This window comes from Nonomuraea sp. NPDC003707, assembly GCF_053587055.1.
Map to the genome: position 1 here is coordinate 160235 of NZ_JBSFNK010000023.1, position 15738 is coordinate 175972.

Sequence of the window (15738 nt, forward strand, 5' to 3'; positions counted from 1 at the left end):
CAGGGGTCAGGGGTGCATTTCGTCGGTGAGGGCGGCGGCGAAGGCGTCCACGTCGGACTCCGTCGTGTCGAAGGCGCACATCCACCGCACCTCCCCCGTCGCCTCGTTCCACGTGTAGAACCGGAACCGCTTGGCCAGCCGCTCCGTCACGTCCCGGGGCAGGATCGCGAAGACCGCGTTCGCCTCCACCGGCCGGGTGAGCGTCACCCCCGGGATGCCGCTGACCGCCTCGGCCAGGCGCCGGCCCATGGCGTTGGCCTGGCGGGCGTTGCGCAGCCACAGGTCGCCCGACAGCAGCGCCTCGAACTGCGCCGACACGAAGCGCATCTTCGACGACAGCTGCATGAACGTCTTGCGGATGTAGTCGACCCCGCTGGCGGCGGCCGGGTTGAGGACGACGACGGCCTCGCCGTACAGCAGCCCGATCTTGGTGCCGCCGAAGGAGAGCACGTCCACCCCCACGTCCGTCGTGAGGGCCCGCAGCGGGACGTCGAGGGCGGCGGCGGCGTTGGTGAGGCGGGAGCCGTCGAGGTGGACGAGCAGCCCCAGGTCATGGGCGTGCGAGCAGATCGCCGCGATCTCGTCGGCCGTGTAGAGGGTGCCGAGCTCGGTGGTGTTGGAGATGGACACCACGCGCGGCTGCGCCCGGTGCACGTCGCCGAACCCCCACGCCTGCCGGTCGATCAGCTCCGGCGTGAGCTTGCCGTCGGGCGTGGGCACGGTGAGCAGCTTGATGCCGCCCGCCACCTCGGGCGCGCCGCCCTCGTCGGTGTGGATGTGGGCGCTTTCCGCGCAGATGACCGCCTCCCAGTGGGCGGTCATCGAACGGAGGGAGACGACGTTCGCGGCGGTGCCGTTGAAGACCGGCCAGGCCTGCGCCTGCTCGCCGAAGTGCCGCTTGAAGACCTCCGCCATGGCCTCGGTGTAGACGTCCTCGCCGTAGGCGGTCTGGTGACCGCCGTTGGCGGCGGCGATGGCCTGGAGGATCTCGGGGTGTACCCCGGCGTAGTTGTCGCTGGCGAACGCCTTGAGCCGGGGGTCGTGCCGGGAAGTCACGCAGTAAGGTCCAATCGGGTGCCGTTGACCTCGGCGGCGGGGCGGTCGTAGAGGCCGCCGATGGCCTCCGCGAGGTCGTGTACGTCGGTGAAGCCGGCGAACTTCGCGGCGGGCTTCTCGGCCCGCATGGCGTCGTTCACCAGGGCCTTGACCACCAGGATGGTGGCCGCGCTGCCGGTGCCGGAGAGCGCGTCGGCGAGGGAGAGCGTCCACGCCTCCGCCGCCGCCTTGGCCGCCGCGTAGGCGGCGCCGCCGGCGGAGGGCCGCTCGGCCGCCTTGGCCGAGACGATCACGAAGCGGCCGTTGTCACTGTCCCGCAGCAGCGGCTCGAAGGCCAGCGACACGTTCTGGAGCGTGCGGATCAACAGGTCGTGCAGGAGGTCCCAGTCGTCGAGGCTGGTCTCGGCGAACGAGCCGGCGCCGCGCCAGCCGCCGACCAGGTGCACCACGCCGTCCACGCGGCCGTGATCGCGCTCGATCCAGTCGGCCAGGCCCTGTACGGCGGTACGGTCGAGCAGGTCGACGTCCTCCTTGTCGACCCCGATCACCGTATGACCATTTTTCCGGAAATATTCGGAAACGGCCTCCCCCGTCGGCCCTCCAGCACCCGTAACCAGAATGATCATGCGCGAAGTCCCTTAGTCGATTCGACCACTTCGCCCAGCTTACGGCGCAGTGCCTCGTAGAACATGCTCAGGGGGAACTCGTCCGGCAGCACCGCGTCCACCTTGGCCTTCTGCTCCTCCGGCAGCGCCTGGACGCCCTTGGCCCAGACGGAGCCGGGATGCGGCGCCACGTACGCGCCCACCAGCTCGTATGCCGCCAGCCAGTGCGCCAGCTTGGACCGGTCGATGCTGTCGCGATACAGCTTCTCGACCTCGCCCCGCAGGTCGGCGACCCCGTCCGCGACCCGCTCCCAGTCGATCGTGAGCCGGTTGTCCGTCCAGCGCACGATGTCGTTGCGGTGCAGGTACGCGAAGAGCAGCTGCCCGCCGAGCCCGTCGTAGTTCCGCACCCGCTCCCCGGTGATCGGGAACCTGAACAGCCGGTCGAACAGGATCGCCACCTGCACGTACCGCGCGTGCGGCACGCCCTGGGCCGCCAGCTTGACGGCCTCCCCGAACGCGGTCAGGTCGCAGCGCAGCTCCTCCAGCGAGTACAGCCAGTACGGCATCCGCTGCTTGATCATGAACGGGTCGAATGGCAGGTCCCCGTGGCTGTGGGTGCGGTCGTGGACCAGGTCCCAGAGCACGAACGTGTCCTGCGCGAGCCGCTGCGAGGCCAGCAGCCTGGCCGCGTCCGGCGGCAGGTCGAGCTTGAGCGTCTCGGCGGCGGCCTGCGACACCCGCCTGAACCTGGCGGCCTCGCGGTCGGCGAAGATCCCGCCCCAGGTGAAGCGTGCCGGAGCCTGCCGCACCGCGACCGTCTCGGGGAAGAGCACGGCGGAGTGGGTGTCGTAGCCGGAGGTGAAGTCCTCGAACGCGATCGGCACGAACATCGGGTTGTCGTAGCCGCCCGCCTCCAGCCCAGCCAGCCAGTCCGGCCAGATCGTCCGGATCCAGACGGCCTCCAGGTTGCGGGCGGGGTTGCCGTTCTGGGTGTACATGGGGAAGACCACGACGTGCTCCAGCCCGTCCTCGCGCTGGGTGTCGGGGTGGAACAGGTCGAGCGAGTCGAGGAAGTCGGGCACGCCGAGGTCCTGCTCGGCCCACTTCGCCAGGTCAGCCTGGACGGCCTGGAGGTACGCGGCGTCATGCGGGAAATATGGCGATATTTCGCCCAGGCGCGTCCCGATCTCGGCCACCAGTGCCTTCGCCCGCTCCTTCTCCTCCGGCACCGAGCCGTCCTTGACCTGCAGCGGACGCAGCTCCTCGACGGCCGCCTTGAGCCGGGCGAACCCGGCCGCCTTGGCCTCGTCGCGCGACCCGGCGGCGCCGCCGGCGTCCGGGACGCGGGCGGCCCAGGTGACCACGTTCCCCCAGAGGCGCCGGTGGTCGTAGTCCTCGATGGAGTCGTCGCCGAAGAGGTCGGAGTCGGCGAACGCGACCACGCGCCCCTTGCCGTACCGGACGGCGGCGGCCAGCGGCGCGCCCGCCGGGTCTGCGGTCGGCGAGGTCGCGAACAGCACCTCGCCCTCGCCCGCGCCCTCACTCGCCACCGTGAGGACGCCGGTGCGGTAGAAGCAGGCCGTGCGGACCCCGGCGAGCAGGCCGGAGGTGGTGGCGGGCTCGGCGAGCACCCAGGTGGCCACGTCCCGGTGCGCGTTCTTCGGGTCGCGCACGGTGGTGTGCGCCACGCCCACCCCGAACCGCCCGAGCAGCTCACGCAGGTTGTTGCCGTACTTGTCCTGCTCCTCCTCGGCCAGCACCACCAGCCCGCCGCCGTCGATGACGAAGGACTCGATCGCGTCCAGCTCGGCGGCGGTGAAGAGAGGGCTGCCCTGCCCGATGGTACGTTCCCACCGCTCTCCCGACGGGTGCGCGATCACCAGGACATCCTGCTCGGCGAGCGTCTCGGGCGTGAGCGCGCCAGCCGTGTGGGCGCCGACCGTGTGCCCCAGATGCCGGAGCAGCCCGGCCGCGCGGGCGTAGCTGTTGTCGTCGGGATGGGCGGGGTTGATGGCCTCGGCCACCTCGCGCCGGACGGTCCACGACTCGCTGTGAGCCTCGTCGAACAGCACCCGAGGGAACGCTTGCATGAAATATCTCCTGTATCTACCGCCTTCTGACGGAAAATATACACATGATGCTCCATGTACCGCCAAACCCTCAGGCGGCACCCGGCCGGACCACCCCGGTCTCGTACGCGAAGACCACGGCCTGCGCCCGGTCGCGCAGCGACAGCTTCATCAGCACCCGCGCCACGTGGGTCTTGACCGTGGCCTCCCCCACGTACAGCTCTCCGGCGATCTCCGCGTTGGTGAGGCCGCGCGCCAGCAGCCGCAGCACCTCCAGCTCGCGCGGCGTCAGCTCGGCCAGCCGGGGCGAGGGCGTCGGCTCGGCCCGGCCCGCGAACGTGGCGATCACCCGGCTCGTCACGGCCGGGTCGAGCAGCGCGTCACCCGCGTGCACCACCCTGATCGCCTCCAGGAGCTGCTCCGGCGGCGACACCTTCAGCAGGAACCCGCTGGTGCCGGCGCGCAGCGCGGCGTAGAGGTTCTCGTCGGTGTCGAACGTGGTCAGCGTGATGACCTTGGGCGGCGACGGGTCGTCCAGCAACTCCTTGGCCGCGGCCAGCCCGTCGAGCCGGGGCATCGAGATGTCCATGAGCACGATGTCCGGCCGCGTACGCCTGACCACGGCGACGGCCTCGCGCCCGTCGGACGCCTCCCCGACCACCTCCATGCCGGGGTCGCTGTCGACGACCATGCGCAGCCCGGCCCTGACCATCGCCTGATCGTCGGCGATGACTATGCGAATGCCCACAAGCCGGAGGGTAGACGCCGGGCACCCGCCTTGAACACCCAGGCCAAGCCGCACGCAAGTGAGTCACAAGTCACGACACATGGACGCTCTGCCGGATGCGGGTCTGGGTGGCGTCGTCGCACGTGGCCTTGGCGCAGAAGTACATCACGAGCATGGTCTTGGGCTGGCGGTCGATCACGTAGCTGACGAAGCCCAGCCTGGTGCCGGACGCGGGGTCGTGCAGGGAGCCGTCGAAGCGGGTGGCGGGGCTGGTGCCGGCCTGGTCCGGCACGGGTTTGCCGACGTCGACCTGGCCGGGCAGCAGGGCCTCCATCTTGGCCTTCATCTGCTCGGAGTTGCCGCCGGCGTCGAGGGTGTCGGAGACCTGGACGTAGACGCCCGAGGCGGAGTCGGGGTCGTCCTCGACGACCTGGGAGATCGCCGACCAGTCCGCTCCGGGGCCGGCCACGAACAGGGACTCGAACTCCTGGGCGTGCGGCGAGACCACCGCGAACAGGTCCTGGTGGGTGCGCACGGTCCAGTCGCCCGGGTACTCGAACGTGAGCGGCGCGGCGGCGCTGGTCTTGTAGCGGGACCAGGTGTCGCCGCGGTGGTTCATGATGATCATGGCGACGAGCGCGAGGGCCGCGACGGCGGCGACCAGCGTGGTGGCCACGATCGGGACGCGTCCCGGGCGTTTCTTGGGCGCGGTCGGATGCGTGGGGGGCGCGGGGGCCCGGTCCGACCCGATCGGCGTGAACGGGGGCCCCAGGACGGGCGCGGGACGCGGGCCTGAGGTGGGCCCAGAGGCGGGGCCGGTCGGAGGGCCGGTCGTTGGGCCCGTCGTGGGTCCGGTCGTGGGTCCCGGGACGGGCGCCGGGTACGGGGCCGGGTGCGGTCCGGAGGGGGGACCCTGGCGGGGCACGAGGTGCGGCCCGCTGGTGGGGCCGCTCATGGGGTCGGCCTGGTACCCGCTGATCGCGTCACGCAGCGCGGTCACGAACTCCGTACAGGTGGCGTAACGCTGCTCGGGCGCCTTGGCCAGCGCCCGCATCATCACGGCGTCGATCTGCGCGGGCAGGTCGGGCCTGAGCTGCGACAGCGGCGTCGGCTGCTCGGCCAGGTGGGCCCAGAGCAGGGCGATGTCGTTCTCGCGCTGGAACGGCAGCCGCGCCGACAGCCCCTCGTAGACCACGCACGCCAGCGCGTACTGGTCGGCGCGGCCGTCGATGTGCTCCTTGTTGATCTGTTCGGGCGACATGTAGCGGGGCGTGCCGATGAACTGGTCGGTCTGGGTCAGCCCGGAGATCGACGAGCGGTGCTTGGTAATGCCGAAGTCGGTGAGGTAGACGTGGTCGCCGGCCATCAGGATGTTGGCCGGTTTGACGTCGCGGTGGATCAGGTCGTGCGCGTGCGCGGCGTCGAGGGCGGCGGCGACCTGGGCGAAGACCTGGTTCGCCTGGGCGATCGGCAGCGGTCCGCGGTCGTAGATGAGCCGGCGCAGGTCGAGCCCGTCGACGTAGCGCATGGCGATGTAGAGGACGCCGTCGGCGTCCGCGTTGGCCTCGTAGATCGGGATGATGTTGGGGTGCTCGATGCTGGCGACCGTTCTGGACTCCAGGATGAACCGCTGCCTGAACCGGTCGTCGACGCTGAGCACCGGGTTGAGGATCTTCAGCGCCACCCGGCGGCTCAACCTGGGGTCGAGCGCAAGGTAGACCACGGCCATGCCGCCCTTGCCGACGATGTCCTCGATGTAGTACCCGGCCACCTCCTGGCCGATGAGCGATCTTTCGTTCAATGGCATCACGTCTCGATGGGGTGGCCGCAGTAACCGCAGAAGCGATGCGCGGGCCCGAGTCGCATGCCGCACGAGGTGCAGTACTTGATCGCCGGGTTCGGCGCGGTCATCACCTGCTGTTGTTGCTGCGGGACCATGGGGAACGCCTGCGACCGCCGTACGACCACGGTCTGGTTGGCCCCGTCGTCGAGCGGTGGCGCGGCCGCCCCCGGTGGTTCTGGCGGCTCTGTCACCTTTTCAGGAGCACGGCGGCGCCACAGCAGATACGCCCCGCCCGCGGCCGCCATGAAAAGGATTCCGGCCGCCACGATGAACGGCCACAGCGGGGTCGACCGGGTGGTGGTGGCCGCCACCTGTTTCGTGCCCTGGTCCTCCGGCCCGCCCCGTTTCTCCAGCGAGGTCTTCAGCAGCTTGGCGGCCACCACGTTGCCCGGATAGAGCTCCAGCACGCGCTGGAAGCCGGGCGCGGCCTCCGTGTAGTACTTGGTGTGGTAGCGGGTCAGCGCCGCCTCGAACGCCGTGTCGATCGCGCCTCTGCGCGGCGCCACCTTGGCGGCGGCCAGGATGCCGTTGATCTCCCTGACGCCGATCATCCTGCCCTCTTTGCCGCCGCCCACCAGCAGGCCGATGACGTGGCCGTTCTTGTCGCCGATCACGGGGGCGCCGATGAGTCCCTGGTCGGCCAGGCCGCCCAGCTTGACCGGCTCGTCCACCTTCTTCTCCGGGTCGGCGAACGGCCTGCCGTTGTCACCGCCCCCGCCGCCCTTGCCCAGGTGGGCGATCTCGACGGTCTCCAGGACCTTCGGGCCCGGCCGGCCGAGGAAGCCCGCCAGGTTGGTGGGCGCGCCCTCCTGCTCGGGCACCTGGTCGGCGAGCGGCGCGGTGGGCATGCCGACGCCTCCGGTCATGGGGGTCACCGGCACCAGCACGGCGGGGCTGTCGGGCGTCGGGCCGGCCTTGATGCACTTGACCTTGATGCCGTTGGGGGTCGGCGGCGACACGTTGGGATAGGCCGTGATCTCGGTGGTCACGTTGATGATGCAGGTGGCGGTGTCGGTCTTCGGCGGGTAGCACTCCGCCAGGTGGTGGTTGAGGAGGTCGTCCTTGAGCTTGTGCTTCTCGTAGTCGAGGGGGATCTTCACCTTGTGGTGCTCGGCGAAGACCTTGTTCGCCGCGTAGATCGCGACGTCGTTGGGGTTCACGGCCAGGCGCCTGAGTGCGACGATCGTGCCGTCGGGGTTGACGACGGTCCCCGTGCCCGCGGCGAACGGGATGTCGTAGGACCGCTCCACATGTTTGAGCTCGCCGATGTGGTCGAGCAGGGTGATCTCCACATGAGACACGGCTTCCAGTCGCACCACGGCCGGGGTCACCAGGTCGGTGATCCCGCTCGGGTGTTCGTGAGCCGCGGCCGGCATCGCGATCAGCACCAGTGCCGTCGCGACGCCACCGGCAAGAGCTGTGAGGCGCGCCATCTCCGCTCCCAACGCAGGTCTAGGACCAGGGTCCCAATCGCATGCTGTAAGTCAATAGACCGCCACGTAGACAAGCGCTTGCTAGGGGGCATAACGTACCTGGGTGGGCTACACGATCGGCGTAGATGTCGGTGGCACCTTCACCGATGTGGTCCTTGGAGGCACGTTCGGCGCGATTGCCGTGGCCAAATGTTTGAGCACCCACTACGACCCCATCGCGGGCATCGTGGCCGGCGTTACGCGCGCGCTCGGCGACCGCGACCCCGCGCAGGTCACGCGGGTCGTCCACGCGACGACGCTGGCCACCAACGCGGTGCTCGAACGCAAGGGGGTCCGGGTGGCTTTTGTCACCACCCAGGGCTTTCGCGCCGCCGTCCCGCTCGGGCGCTACGCGCGGGTCGAGGAGGACCGCTACGATCTGCGCTTCTCGCCGCCGCCTCCGCCGGTGGCCGCGGGCGACTGCTTCGAGGTGGTGGAACGCGTCTCGGCGCGCGGCGCGGTGCTGACGCCGCTGGACCTCGATTCCGTACGCCGGGCCGCCGCGGCGATCATGGCCCGCGGCATCACGTCGGCGGCGGTCTGCCTGCTGCACGCGTACGCCAACCCGGCCCATGAGCGGCAGGTCGCCGAGCTCCTGCGGGAGTCGATCCCGGACGTGGTGACGTCGTCGGAGATCTGGCCGGAGATCCGCGAGTACGAGCGCGCCACCACCACCATCATGTCCGCATATATCGGCCCATTGATGGCTTCGTACCTTTCGCAGCTCCGGGAGCGGCTGGCCGGGATCGGGATCCGCGCGCCCGTCCACGTCATGGAGTCGAGCGGCGGCGTGATCTCCGCCGAGCTGGCCGCCCGGCGCGCGGTGGCCACGATCGAGTCGGGCCCGGCGGCGGGGGTGCTGGCGGCGGCCGGGACCGGGTTCCCGGACGTGATCTCGTTCGACATGGGCGGGACCACCGCCAAGGCGTGCGTCGTACGCGGCGGGACACCCGAGATCACGAACGAGTTCCACGTCGGCGGCAAGGGCAGCTTCGGCGGCCGGCGCGCGGGCACCGGCGTGCCCATCAAGACCCCGGCCATCGACCTGGCGGAGGTGGGGGCGGGCGGGGGCAGCGTCGCCTGGCTCGACGCGGCCGGCGCGCTCCGCGTCGGCCCGCACTCGGCGGGCTCCTCCCCCGGGCCCGCCTGTTACGGCCTGGGCGGCTCCGAACCCACGGTCACGGACGCGAACCTCGTCCTCGGTTACCTCTCCTCGGCCTCGCTCCCCCTGACCCCGGACCTGGCCGCCAAGGCCCTCGACCGGCTGGCCTCGCCGCTCGGGGTCTCCCGGGAGGAGGCCGCGTACGCTGTGCACGAGATCGTCAGCGCCTCGATGGCGTCGGCGGTGCACGTGGTGACGGTGCAGCGCGGCATCGACCCGCGCGGCTTCGCCCTGGTCGCCTTCGGCGGCGCCGGTCCCATGCACGCGGCCCGGGTCGCGGAGCGCTTCGGGATCGGGACGGTGGTGGTGCCCGCGCACTGCGGCGTCGCCTCGGCGGCCGGACTCCTCACCGGCGCCCTCTCCACGGACCGCGTCCTGTCCCGCCTGGACGCCCCCGACCCCTCCGCCGTCTTCACCTCCCTGGCCACCGACGCCGCCGCCGACCTGGGCGTCTCACTCTCGGACCCCGGGGTGCTGGTGTCACGGTCGGTGGACGTCCGCTTCAAGGGCCAGTCCCACGACCTGACCGTCGAGTGGACGTCTTCCCGGGAGGAGCTGGCGGCCCGCTTCTTCGCGCGGTACGAGGAGGTGTACGGGATCGCGCAACAGGGCGAGATCGAACTGGTCAGCTACCGCATCCACCTCACCGCCCCCACCTCCCCACCCCCCGGCACCACCGGGAATGAGGCCGCCGGGAACGGGACGGCCGGCGACGGGGCAGCGGCGGCCGTGCCTCGGGGGAGGCGGGCGTACTTCCCGGAGACCGGCGGCTACGTCGAAGTCCCCGTCCACACCAGGGACACCATGGCCGGCGGCCCGCTTCACGGCCCCGCGATCATCGAGGACGCCGAGTCCACGATCGTCGTCCCGCCCGGCTGGACCGCCACCCTCGCCGAGACCCGCGCCGTCCACCTCACCAGGAGCACGACATGCCCGACCTCCTGACCGCCGAGGTGCTCAGGAACGCGCTCGTCGTCGCGGCGGAAGAGGCCAGCATCGTGGTGGTCCGCTCCGCGTACTCGACGTTCATCGTGGAGGGCTCCGACGCCTCGGCCGCCGTCCTCGACGCCCGGGGCCGCCTGATCGCCCAGTCGATGGCCACCACCCTCATGAACAGCATGGCGCTCAAGGTGGCGCTCCCCGAGCTCCTCAAGGACATCCCCGCGGACCGGATGAGCCCAGGCGACGTGTACGTGCTCAACGACGCCTACCGGGGCGGCGTGCACACCAACGACCTGCTCGTCTACCGCCCGGTCTTCGTCGGCCGGACCCCGGCCTACTTCACCGCCACCATGATCCACGTCTCCGACCTGGGCGGCCTCTCGGCGGGCGGCATGGCCCCGCTGGCGACCGACATCTTCCTGGAGGGCCTCCAGCTCCCGCCGGTGCGCCTGGCCACCGAGGGGGGCCTGGATCCGACCGTGGAGGCCATCCTGCGGGCCAACAGCCGTACCCCCGGCAAGGTCATGGGCGACGTGCGGGCTCTGGTGGCCGGGACGGCGGTGGCCGCCGCCCGGCTGGAGACCCTGGTCGGCGAGTACGGCGCGGAGGGCCTGAGCGCGGGCGTCGACGACTACCTGGACTACACCGAGGCCAGGACCCGCGCGGCGCTGGCCGAGCTGCCGAAGGGCCGGTTCGAGGCGGCGTACCCGATCGACGATGACGGCATAAATCCCGAAAAATCGCATGAAATCCGGGTCGCCGTCACCCTCGGCGACGAACGAGCCGTGCTGGACTTCGCGGGCACCGGCCCGCAGGTCCCCGCCGCGATCAACGCCTCGGCCTCGCAGTCCCTCGCCGCCGCCGTCTTCGCCGTCCGCTGCTTCCTCGACCCCACGATCCCCATGAACGACGGCTGCCTGCGCGCCATCGACGTACGCCTCCCCGAGGGCTCCCTGCTCAACGCCCGCTCCCCCTACCCGTGCGGCGGCCGGTACGTCCCGATCTACGCCGCCATGGAAGCCGTCTTCCAGGCCATGTCCGACGCCGTCCCCGAGCGTGCCATCGCCCCCAGCGGGATCCTGCAGCCGTTCTCGATCGCCGCCGTCGGGGCGCCGTACTGGATCCACCTCTCCTACGACTTCGGCGGCGTGGGCGCCCGCCGCGGCCTGGACGGCCCGGACGCCACGGGCGTGCACTTCGGCATCGGCCGCAACTCGGTGCCGCAGGCGGAGCCGGTGGAGAGCCGCTGCCCGCTGATCGTCGAGTCCGTCGAGACCATCCCGGACTCGGGCGGCCCCGGCCGCTTCCGCGGCGGGCTGGGCTCGCGCACGGTCTACCGTTTCCTGGCCGACTGCCACGTCACGACCCGCGGCGACCGCCTCCGCCTCCCGCCCCCTGGCCGTGCCGGCGGGCAGCCGGGGCGGCTCGGCGGCTTCTTCAGGCGCCACCTGGACGGGACGGTGGAACGGCTGGCGTCCAAGGTCAACAATGTGCGGTTCGCGGCCGGGGAGGCGTTCATCGTGGAGACGACGGGCGGCGCCGGCCTCGGCCCACCGACCGAACGCGACCCCGAGGCGATCCAGGCCGACCTGGAAGCGGGCCGCGTCACGCCACGGAGGGCGGCCGAGGACTACGGCTTCGAGACCCGGCGACCGACCAAGTCGGCGGGATCGAAGCTGACGGCATAGGGCGATGACAGCGTCACCATGGCCCCTGCCTTGTAGGCGACAGGCTCTTTGTAGGAGTCACCCTCGAGTTCGTAGACGTAGAGTGTTGGCCCGTCAGGTTCAACGCGCCAATAGAGAGGAATGCCCGCCGCTGCGTATGCCGCCGCCTTGAGCGTCCTGTCGTACATCCCAGTGCTCGGGCTGACCACCTCCCCGACCAGCAGCAGGTTGCTGGGGGCGAACTTGAGCCCCACCGACTCGGTCGCCGACTCGGGCACGACGACAATGTCGGGGATGTAGAGATCCTTGGGGCCTGGGCTGACGTTCACATATGACAAAGCCTCCAGTCCTGGAGGCGCTGCATCTTCGAGGATCCGCGTCAGCCGGTTGATGACACGCTGATGCAGGGGCATGGGGGCAGGGCTCACTACAAGGCTCCCGTTGAAGAGCTCGTAACGATTCCCGTCGTCGGGGAACTCGAGCAGGTCGTCGACAGTGAACGGCGCACTGGGAAAAGCCGTGCGCCCCGCCGGTTCGATCGTCGCCATTGCGGTCACCCACCCAGTATCGGGAAGCTCGCCCTTGCCCACATGCTACTTGCCCAAATTCCGTCACGTGAAGTCACGAGGTCGCCACGCTTCGGCGCCATGGCGGACCGCTGCGTGGACGGCGCGGGCCGCGCGGGCGCCCCACTCCGAGCGGGGACCGCCGAACAGCTCCGCGGGCCCCTCCGCCGGCGCGGCCACGCAGACCGCGTCCGAGGCCGTGCCCGTGCACGGGAAGCCCGCCTCGATCAGCGCCTGGGACTTCGCCTCCGTGACCGTCATCACCGCATTGACCAGGGCCGCGTCCGTCATGGCCACCGCCAGCACGGTCACGATGTTGATGGTCCCCACCCGCATCGGCGCCAGCTCCGGGTCAGTGCTCCCCTCGGGGGCGGCGGCCCAGGTCGGGACGCGGAGGCCGACGGTCGCGTACGCCTCCACGCCGCCGTCCGAGGCCTGGACGCAGCGGTCGACGGAGGCGGCGGTCAGCATGCCGACGCCGTCCCCCTCCGGGCCTAACGACAGCAGGTGGTCGACCGGGTCCATCCGTGAATACCCGGCCACCACCTGCGCGTTCAGCACCCACTCGCGCGGGCCGATCCCGCCGCCGAGCAGCGCGGAGGAGATCATCCGCCAGCCCGGCCCGAACTCCCACAGCAGCGCTCCCAGCCGCGCCCCGTCCTCCACCCGGTATGTGAGCTTCATGGCCCTCCCCTGACGAGGTGCACGACGGGCCGGCCGTCCGGCCCCGGCTCGATCTTGACATGGGCGTCGAAGTGCCGTCCCACCAACGGCTCGGTGAGCACCTGGGCGGGCTTGCCGGAGGCCACCGCGCGCCCGTCGGCCAGCAGGAGCAGGGAGTCGGCGTAGAGGCCGGCGACGGTCAGGTCGTGCAGGGTGGTGACGACGGTCAGGCCGTCCGCCCGCCGCAGCCGGTCCACCAGCTCCAGCACCTGCTGCTGGTGCCCGAGGTCGAGGGCCGTCGTGGGCTCGTCCAGCAGCAGGACGGGCGCCTCCTGGGCGAGGGCCCTGGCCAGCACCACGCGCTGGCGCTCGCCGCCGGACAGCTCCCCCGCGCGCCGCATGGCGAGCGCGGTCAGGTCGAGCCGTTCGAGCACGCCGGCGGTGACCTCCCGGTCGTGCGCGCTCTCCCTGCCCAGGTAGGGGATGTACGGGGTGCGCCCGAGCAGCGCGTAGTCGAAGACCGTCATGTCGGGCGGCAGGGCGGGGGTCTGGGGGGCGTAGGCCAGCAGGCGGGCACGTTCGCGGGGCTTGAGCCGGGCCGCCGGGCGGGAGTCCAGCGTGACCTCGCCCCGGTGCGCGACGAGACCCATGACGGCCTTGAGCAGGGTGGACTTGCCCGCCCCGTTGGGCCCGATGATCGCCAGCCACTCGCCGCGGCGCACCTGGAGCGAGACGTCGGACACGACCTCGCGGTCGCCGAGCCGTACCGACAGCGCCTGGGTGCTGATCACGTCGCCGTCCGCCTGGTCATGCGCAGGACGCCGACGAAGAACGGCGCCCCCACGAACATGGTCACCACTCCGATCGGCAGCTCGGCGGGCGCGATCACCGTACGCGCGATGAGGTCGGCCAGCACCAGGAACGCCCCGCCGCCGATCAGCGACAGCGGCAGCACGATCCGGTACGAGCCGCCCGCCAGCCGCCGCACGATGTGCGGGATGACGATGCCCACGAACCCGATCAGCCCGCTCACCGCCACGGCCGCCGCGGTGGCCAGGGAGGCGGCCAGCAACACGGTGAGGCGCACCCTGGCCGCCCGCACGCCGAGGCTGGTGGCCTCCTCGTCGCCCACGGACAGCACGTCCAGCATCCGCCCGTGCAGCAGGAGCAGCACGGCCGAGACGGCGGCGTACGGCAGCACCAGCCAGAACTGGTCCCACCCGCCGCCGACGTCGCCGAGGATCCACGAGTAGACGCGCTGCAGCTCCTCGACCTTGAACTGCTGGATGAACGTCTGGATCGCGGTCAGGAACGAGGTGACCGCCACCCCGGCCAGCACCAGCGTCGCGGTGCCGCCGGAGCGTCCGGCGGTGTTGCCGAGCGTGTACGCCAGGAACACCCCGCCGACGGCCCCGAGGAAGGCCGCGACGGGGATGCTCGCGCCCGACTCCGGCAGCAGCACGATGGCCACGGTCGTCGCCAGTCCGGCCCCGGCCGCGGCGCCCAGCAGGTACGGGTCGGCGAGCGGGTTGCGGAACACGCCCTGGTACCCCGCCCCCGCCATGGCCAGCAACCCCCCGACCACCGCCGCCACCAGCACCCGCGGCAGCCGAAGCTCGAACAGCAGCCCCTGCTCGACCGGCGCGAGCCCGGAGTCCACGTGCACGAACGGCAGCCAGTCAACGGCCTGGAGCACCACCTGCCAGGGCGAGATGTCGGCCGCCCCGTCCAGCAGCCCGGCGATCATGCAGACGGCCAGCACGCCCAGGGCGCACGCGATCCAGAGTGGTCTGGCCCTCGACGGGCCGGCCTGCGCCGCCATGGTCAGCTCTTGGTCCCGGCCTTGGCGACCGCGGCGCCGATGGACTCGGCGAGCTGGACGACGCGCGGCCCCCAGCGGGAGGCCAGGTCGTCGTCGAGCTGGATCACCTGGTCGTTCTTGATGGCCGACAGGCCCTTCCAGCCCGGCCGCTTGGCCAGGGTGTCCTTGCTCTGCTGGCAGCACTTGACGTCACCGAGGAAGATCATGTCGGGGTCCGCCTGGGCCACGAACTCGGCCGACAGCTTCGGATAGCCGCCCGCCTGGTCGGGCGCCTTGTCCGCGATGTTGGTGAGGCCGAACAGGCCGTAGACCTGGCCGATGAACGTCTGGGACGTCGCCGCGTACGGCGTCTGGTCGAGCTCGTGGTAGTACGTGAGCTTCTTGTCCTTGGGCGCCTCGGCGGCCAGCTTGTCCATGGCCGTCTTCATGCCGGAGACGACCTCGTCGGCCTTGGCCTGGTTGCCGGTGGCCGCGCCGATCTCGGCGATCTCCTCGTACGCCTCGTCGAGCTTGGTGGCGGCCGGTTCGAGCAGGACGGGCACGTTCACCTTGCCCAGCTCGGCGACGATCTGGTCGATGTCGTTGGAGACGATGACCAGGTCGGGCTTCTGGGCGACGATGGCCTCGACGTTCGGCTTGAAGCCGGACAGGTCGGTCTTGGGGGCCTCGGCCGGGTAGTTCGATTGGTCGTCCACGGCGACGACCTGGGGGCCCGCGCCGATGGCGAAGAGCGTCTCGGTGTGGGTGGCCGAGAGGGAGACGATCCGCTCGGGCTTCTTGGCGAGGGTGACCTTGCCGTTGCCCGCCTCGACGGTGACGGGGAAGCCCGCCCCGGAGTCAGGCGCGGAGGCGGGGGCGGAGGCGGAGGAAGCGCTGGGGGCGGCGGACGGGGTGGCTGTGGTGCCGGTCTGGCCGCATCCGGCCAGGATCAGCGTTCCCAGCAGCGCGCCCGCGAGGGCCGTACGTCGGGGCCTCACGAGTAGTCCTTTCACTGTCGGAACCGAGAGACCCGCGTTTGAGCGACGGATCACCCTTTTCCACGAGGGTTGATGACGTCAGCGCAGAGGCAGGCGACCTGGCTATGACAGTTGCGGGACAGCGCCGGACTCGCACCGGACTTCGCTGCGACCCTGCGCATCGG

General features: G+C 71.1%; 13 protein-coding genes. 2 read left to right on the forward strand and 11 right to left on the reverse strand.

The window, feature by feature from the left end; translation table 11 throughout:
- Window positions 1-6: 6 nt before the first annotated feature.
- The 6 genes from ACWDRB_RS43320 to ACWDRB_RS43345 all read right to left on the reverse strand — a co-directional run bounded on the left by ACWDRB_RS43320 (window position 7) and on the right by ACWDRB_RS43345 (window position 7736).
- Window positions 7-1056, reverse strand: a complete 1050-nt coding sequence (locus tag ACWDRB_RS43320) for a threonine aldolase family protein (protein WP_350728685.1) — start codon at window positions 1054-1056, stop codon at window positions 7-9.
- Window positions 1053-1682: an SDR family NAD(P)-dependent oxidoreductase gene (locus ACWDRB_RS43325; protein WP_350728684.1), complete on the reverse strand. Its 630-nt coding sequence runs from the start codon at window positions 1680-1682 to the stop codon at window positions 1053-1055. Before ACWDRB_RS43325 ends, ACWDRB_RS43320 begins: the two co-directional genes overlap by 4 nt.
- On the reverse strand, window positions 1679-3754 hold the full coding sequence (locus tag ACWDRB_RS43330) for a DUF6421 family protein (protein ID WP_449904138.1): 2076 nt from the start codon (window positions 3752-3754) through the stop codon (window positions 1679-1681). Before ACWDRB_RS43330 ends, ACWDRB_RS43325 begins: the two co-directional genes overlap by 4 nt.
- A gap of 70 nt (window positions 3755-3824) precedes the next feature.
- Complete coding sequence (locus ACWDRB_RS43335; RefSeq protein ID WP_185072735.1) at window positions 3825-4481, reverse strand: response regulator; 657 nt, start codon at window positions 4479-4481, stop codon at window positions 3825-3827.
- 70 nt (window positions 4482-4551) lie between these two features.
- A complete protein-coding gene (locus ACWDRB_RS43340; protein WP_449904141.1) occupies window positions 4552-6267 on the reverse strand; it encodes a serine/threonine protein kinase in 1716 nt (571 codons plus the stop codon).
- Window positions 6267-7736 carry a zinc ribbon domain-containing protein gene (locus tag ACWDRB_RS43345; protein ID WP_449904142.1) on the reverse strand — a complete coding sequence of 490 codons (1470 nt, stop codon included), beginning with the start codon at window positions 7734-7736 and terminating at the stop codon, window positions 6267-6269. The genes ACWDRB_RS43340 and ACWDRB_RS43345 overlap by 1 nt, the downstream gene beginning before the upstream one ends.
- Window positions 7737-7839: 103 nt before the next feature.
- On the opposite strand from ACWDRB_RS43345, the gene ACWDRB_RS43350 reads away from it, so the two are divergent.
- Together ACWDRB_RS43350 and ACWDRB_RS43355 are read left to right on the forward strand one after the other, a co-directional pair.
- Entirely contained in the window at window positions 7840-9882 is a 2043-nt protein-coding gene (locus ACWDRB_RS43350) for a hydantoinase/oxoprolinase family protein (RefSeq protein WP_449904144.1), read from the forward strand.
- On the forward strand, window positions 9867-11567 hold the full coding sequence (locus ACWDRB_RS43355) for a hydantoinase B/oxoprolinase family protein (protein WP_449904147.1): 1701 nt from the start codon (window positions 9867-9869) through the stop codon (window positions 11565-11567). Before ACWDRB_RS43350 ends, ACWDRB_RS43355 begins: the two co-directional genes overlap by 16 nt.
- Here ACWDRB_RS43355 and ACWDRB_RS43360 read toward each other — a convergent pair.
- The 5 genes from ACWDRB_RS43360 to ACWDRB_RS43380 form a co-directional block, all read right to left on the reverse strand.
- Window positions 11510-12094 (reverse strand): Uma2 family endonuclease, encoded by a 585-nt coding sequence (locus ACWDRB_RS43360; protein ID WP_449904150.1) that lies wholly within the window; start codon window positions 12092-12094, stop codon window positions 11510-11512. The genes ACWDRB_RS43355 and ACWDRB_RS43360 overlap by 58 nt on opposite strands.
- Window positions 12095-12157: 63 nt before the next feature.
- A complete protein-coding gene (locus ACWDRB_RS43365) occupies window positions 12158-12796 on the reverse strand; it encodes an adenosylcobinamide amidohydrolase (protein ID WP_449904153.1) in 639 nt (212 codons plus the stop codon).
- Window positions 12793-13566: an ABC transporter ATP-binding protein gene (locus ACWDRB_RS43370; protein WP_449904155.1), complete on the reverse strand. Its 774-nt coding sequence runs from the start codon at window positions 13564-13566 to the stop codon at window positions 12793-12795. Before ACWDRB_RS43370 ends, ACWDRB_RS43365 begins: the two co-directional genes overlap by 4 nt.
- Window positions 13563-14597 carry a FecCD family ABC transporter permease gene (locus ACWDRB_RS43375; RefSeq protein ID WP_355206361.1) on the reverse strand — a complete coding sequence of 345 codons (1035 nt, stop codon included), beginning with the start codon at window positions 14595-14597 and terminating at the stop codon, window positions 13563-13565. The genes ACWDRB_RS43370 and ACWDRB_RS43375 overlap by 4 nt, the downstream gene beginning before the upstream one ends.
- A gap of 2 nt (window positions 14598-14599) precedes the next feature.
- A complete protein-coding gene (locus ACWDRB_RS43380) occupies window positions 14600-15574 on the reverse strand; it encodes an ABC transporter substrate-binding protein (RefSeq protein ID WP_449904158.1) in 975 nt (324 codons plus the stop codon).
- Between the last annotated feature and the right edge of the window lie 164 nt (window positions 15575-15738).

Bases quoted from the DNA above. Each gene is read 5' to 3' on its own strand.
- ACWDRB_RS43355 (WP_449904147.1), top strand. From the start codon at position 9,867: ATGCCCGACCTCCTGACCGCCGAGGTGCTCAGGAACGCGCTCGTCGTC.
- ACWDRB_RS43340 (WP_449904141.1), bottom strand. From the start codon at position 6,267: ATGCCATTGAACGAAAGATCGCTCATCGGCCAGGAGGTGGCCGGGTAC.
- ACWDRB_RS43375 (WP_355206361.1), bottom strand. From the start codon at position 14,597: ATGGCGGCGCAGGCCGGCCCGTCGAGGGCCAGACCACTCTGGATCGCG.
- ACWDRB_RS43330 (WP_449904138.1), bottom strand. From the start codon at position 3,754: ATGCAAGCGTTCCCTCGGGTGCTGTTCGACGAGGCTCACAGCGAGTCG.
- ACWDRB_RS43365 (WP_449904153.1), bottom strand. From the start codon at position 12,796: ATGAAGCTCACATACCGGGTGGAGGACGGGGCGCGGCTGGGAGCGCTG.
- ACWDRB_RS43360 (WP_449904150.1), bottom strand. From the start codon at position 12,094: ATGGCGACGATCGAACCGGCGGGGCGCACGGCTTTTCCCAGTGCGCCG.
- ACWDRB_RS43345 (WP_449904142.1), bottom strand. From the start codon at position 7,736: ATGGCGCGCCTCACAGCTCTTGCCGGTGGCGTCGCGACGGCACTGGTG.
- ACWDRB_RS43325 (WP_350728684.1), bottom strand. From the start codon at position 1,682: ATGATCATTCTGGTTACGGGTGCTGGAGGGCCGACGGGGGAGGCCGTT.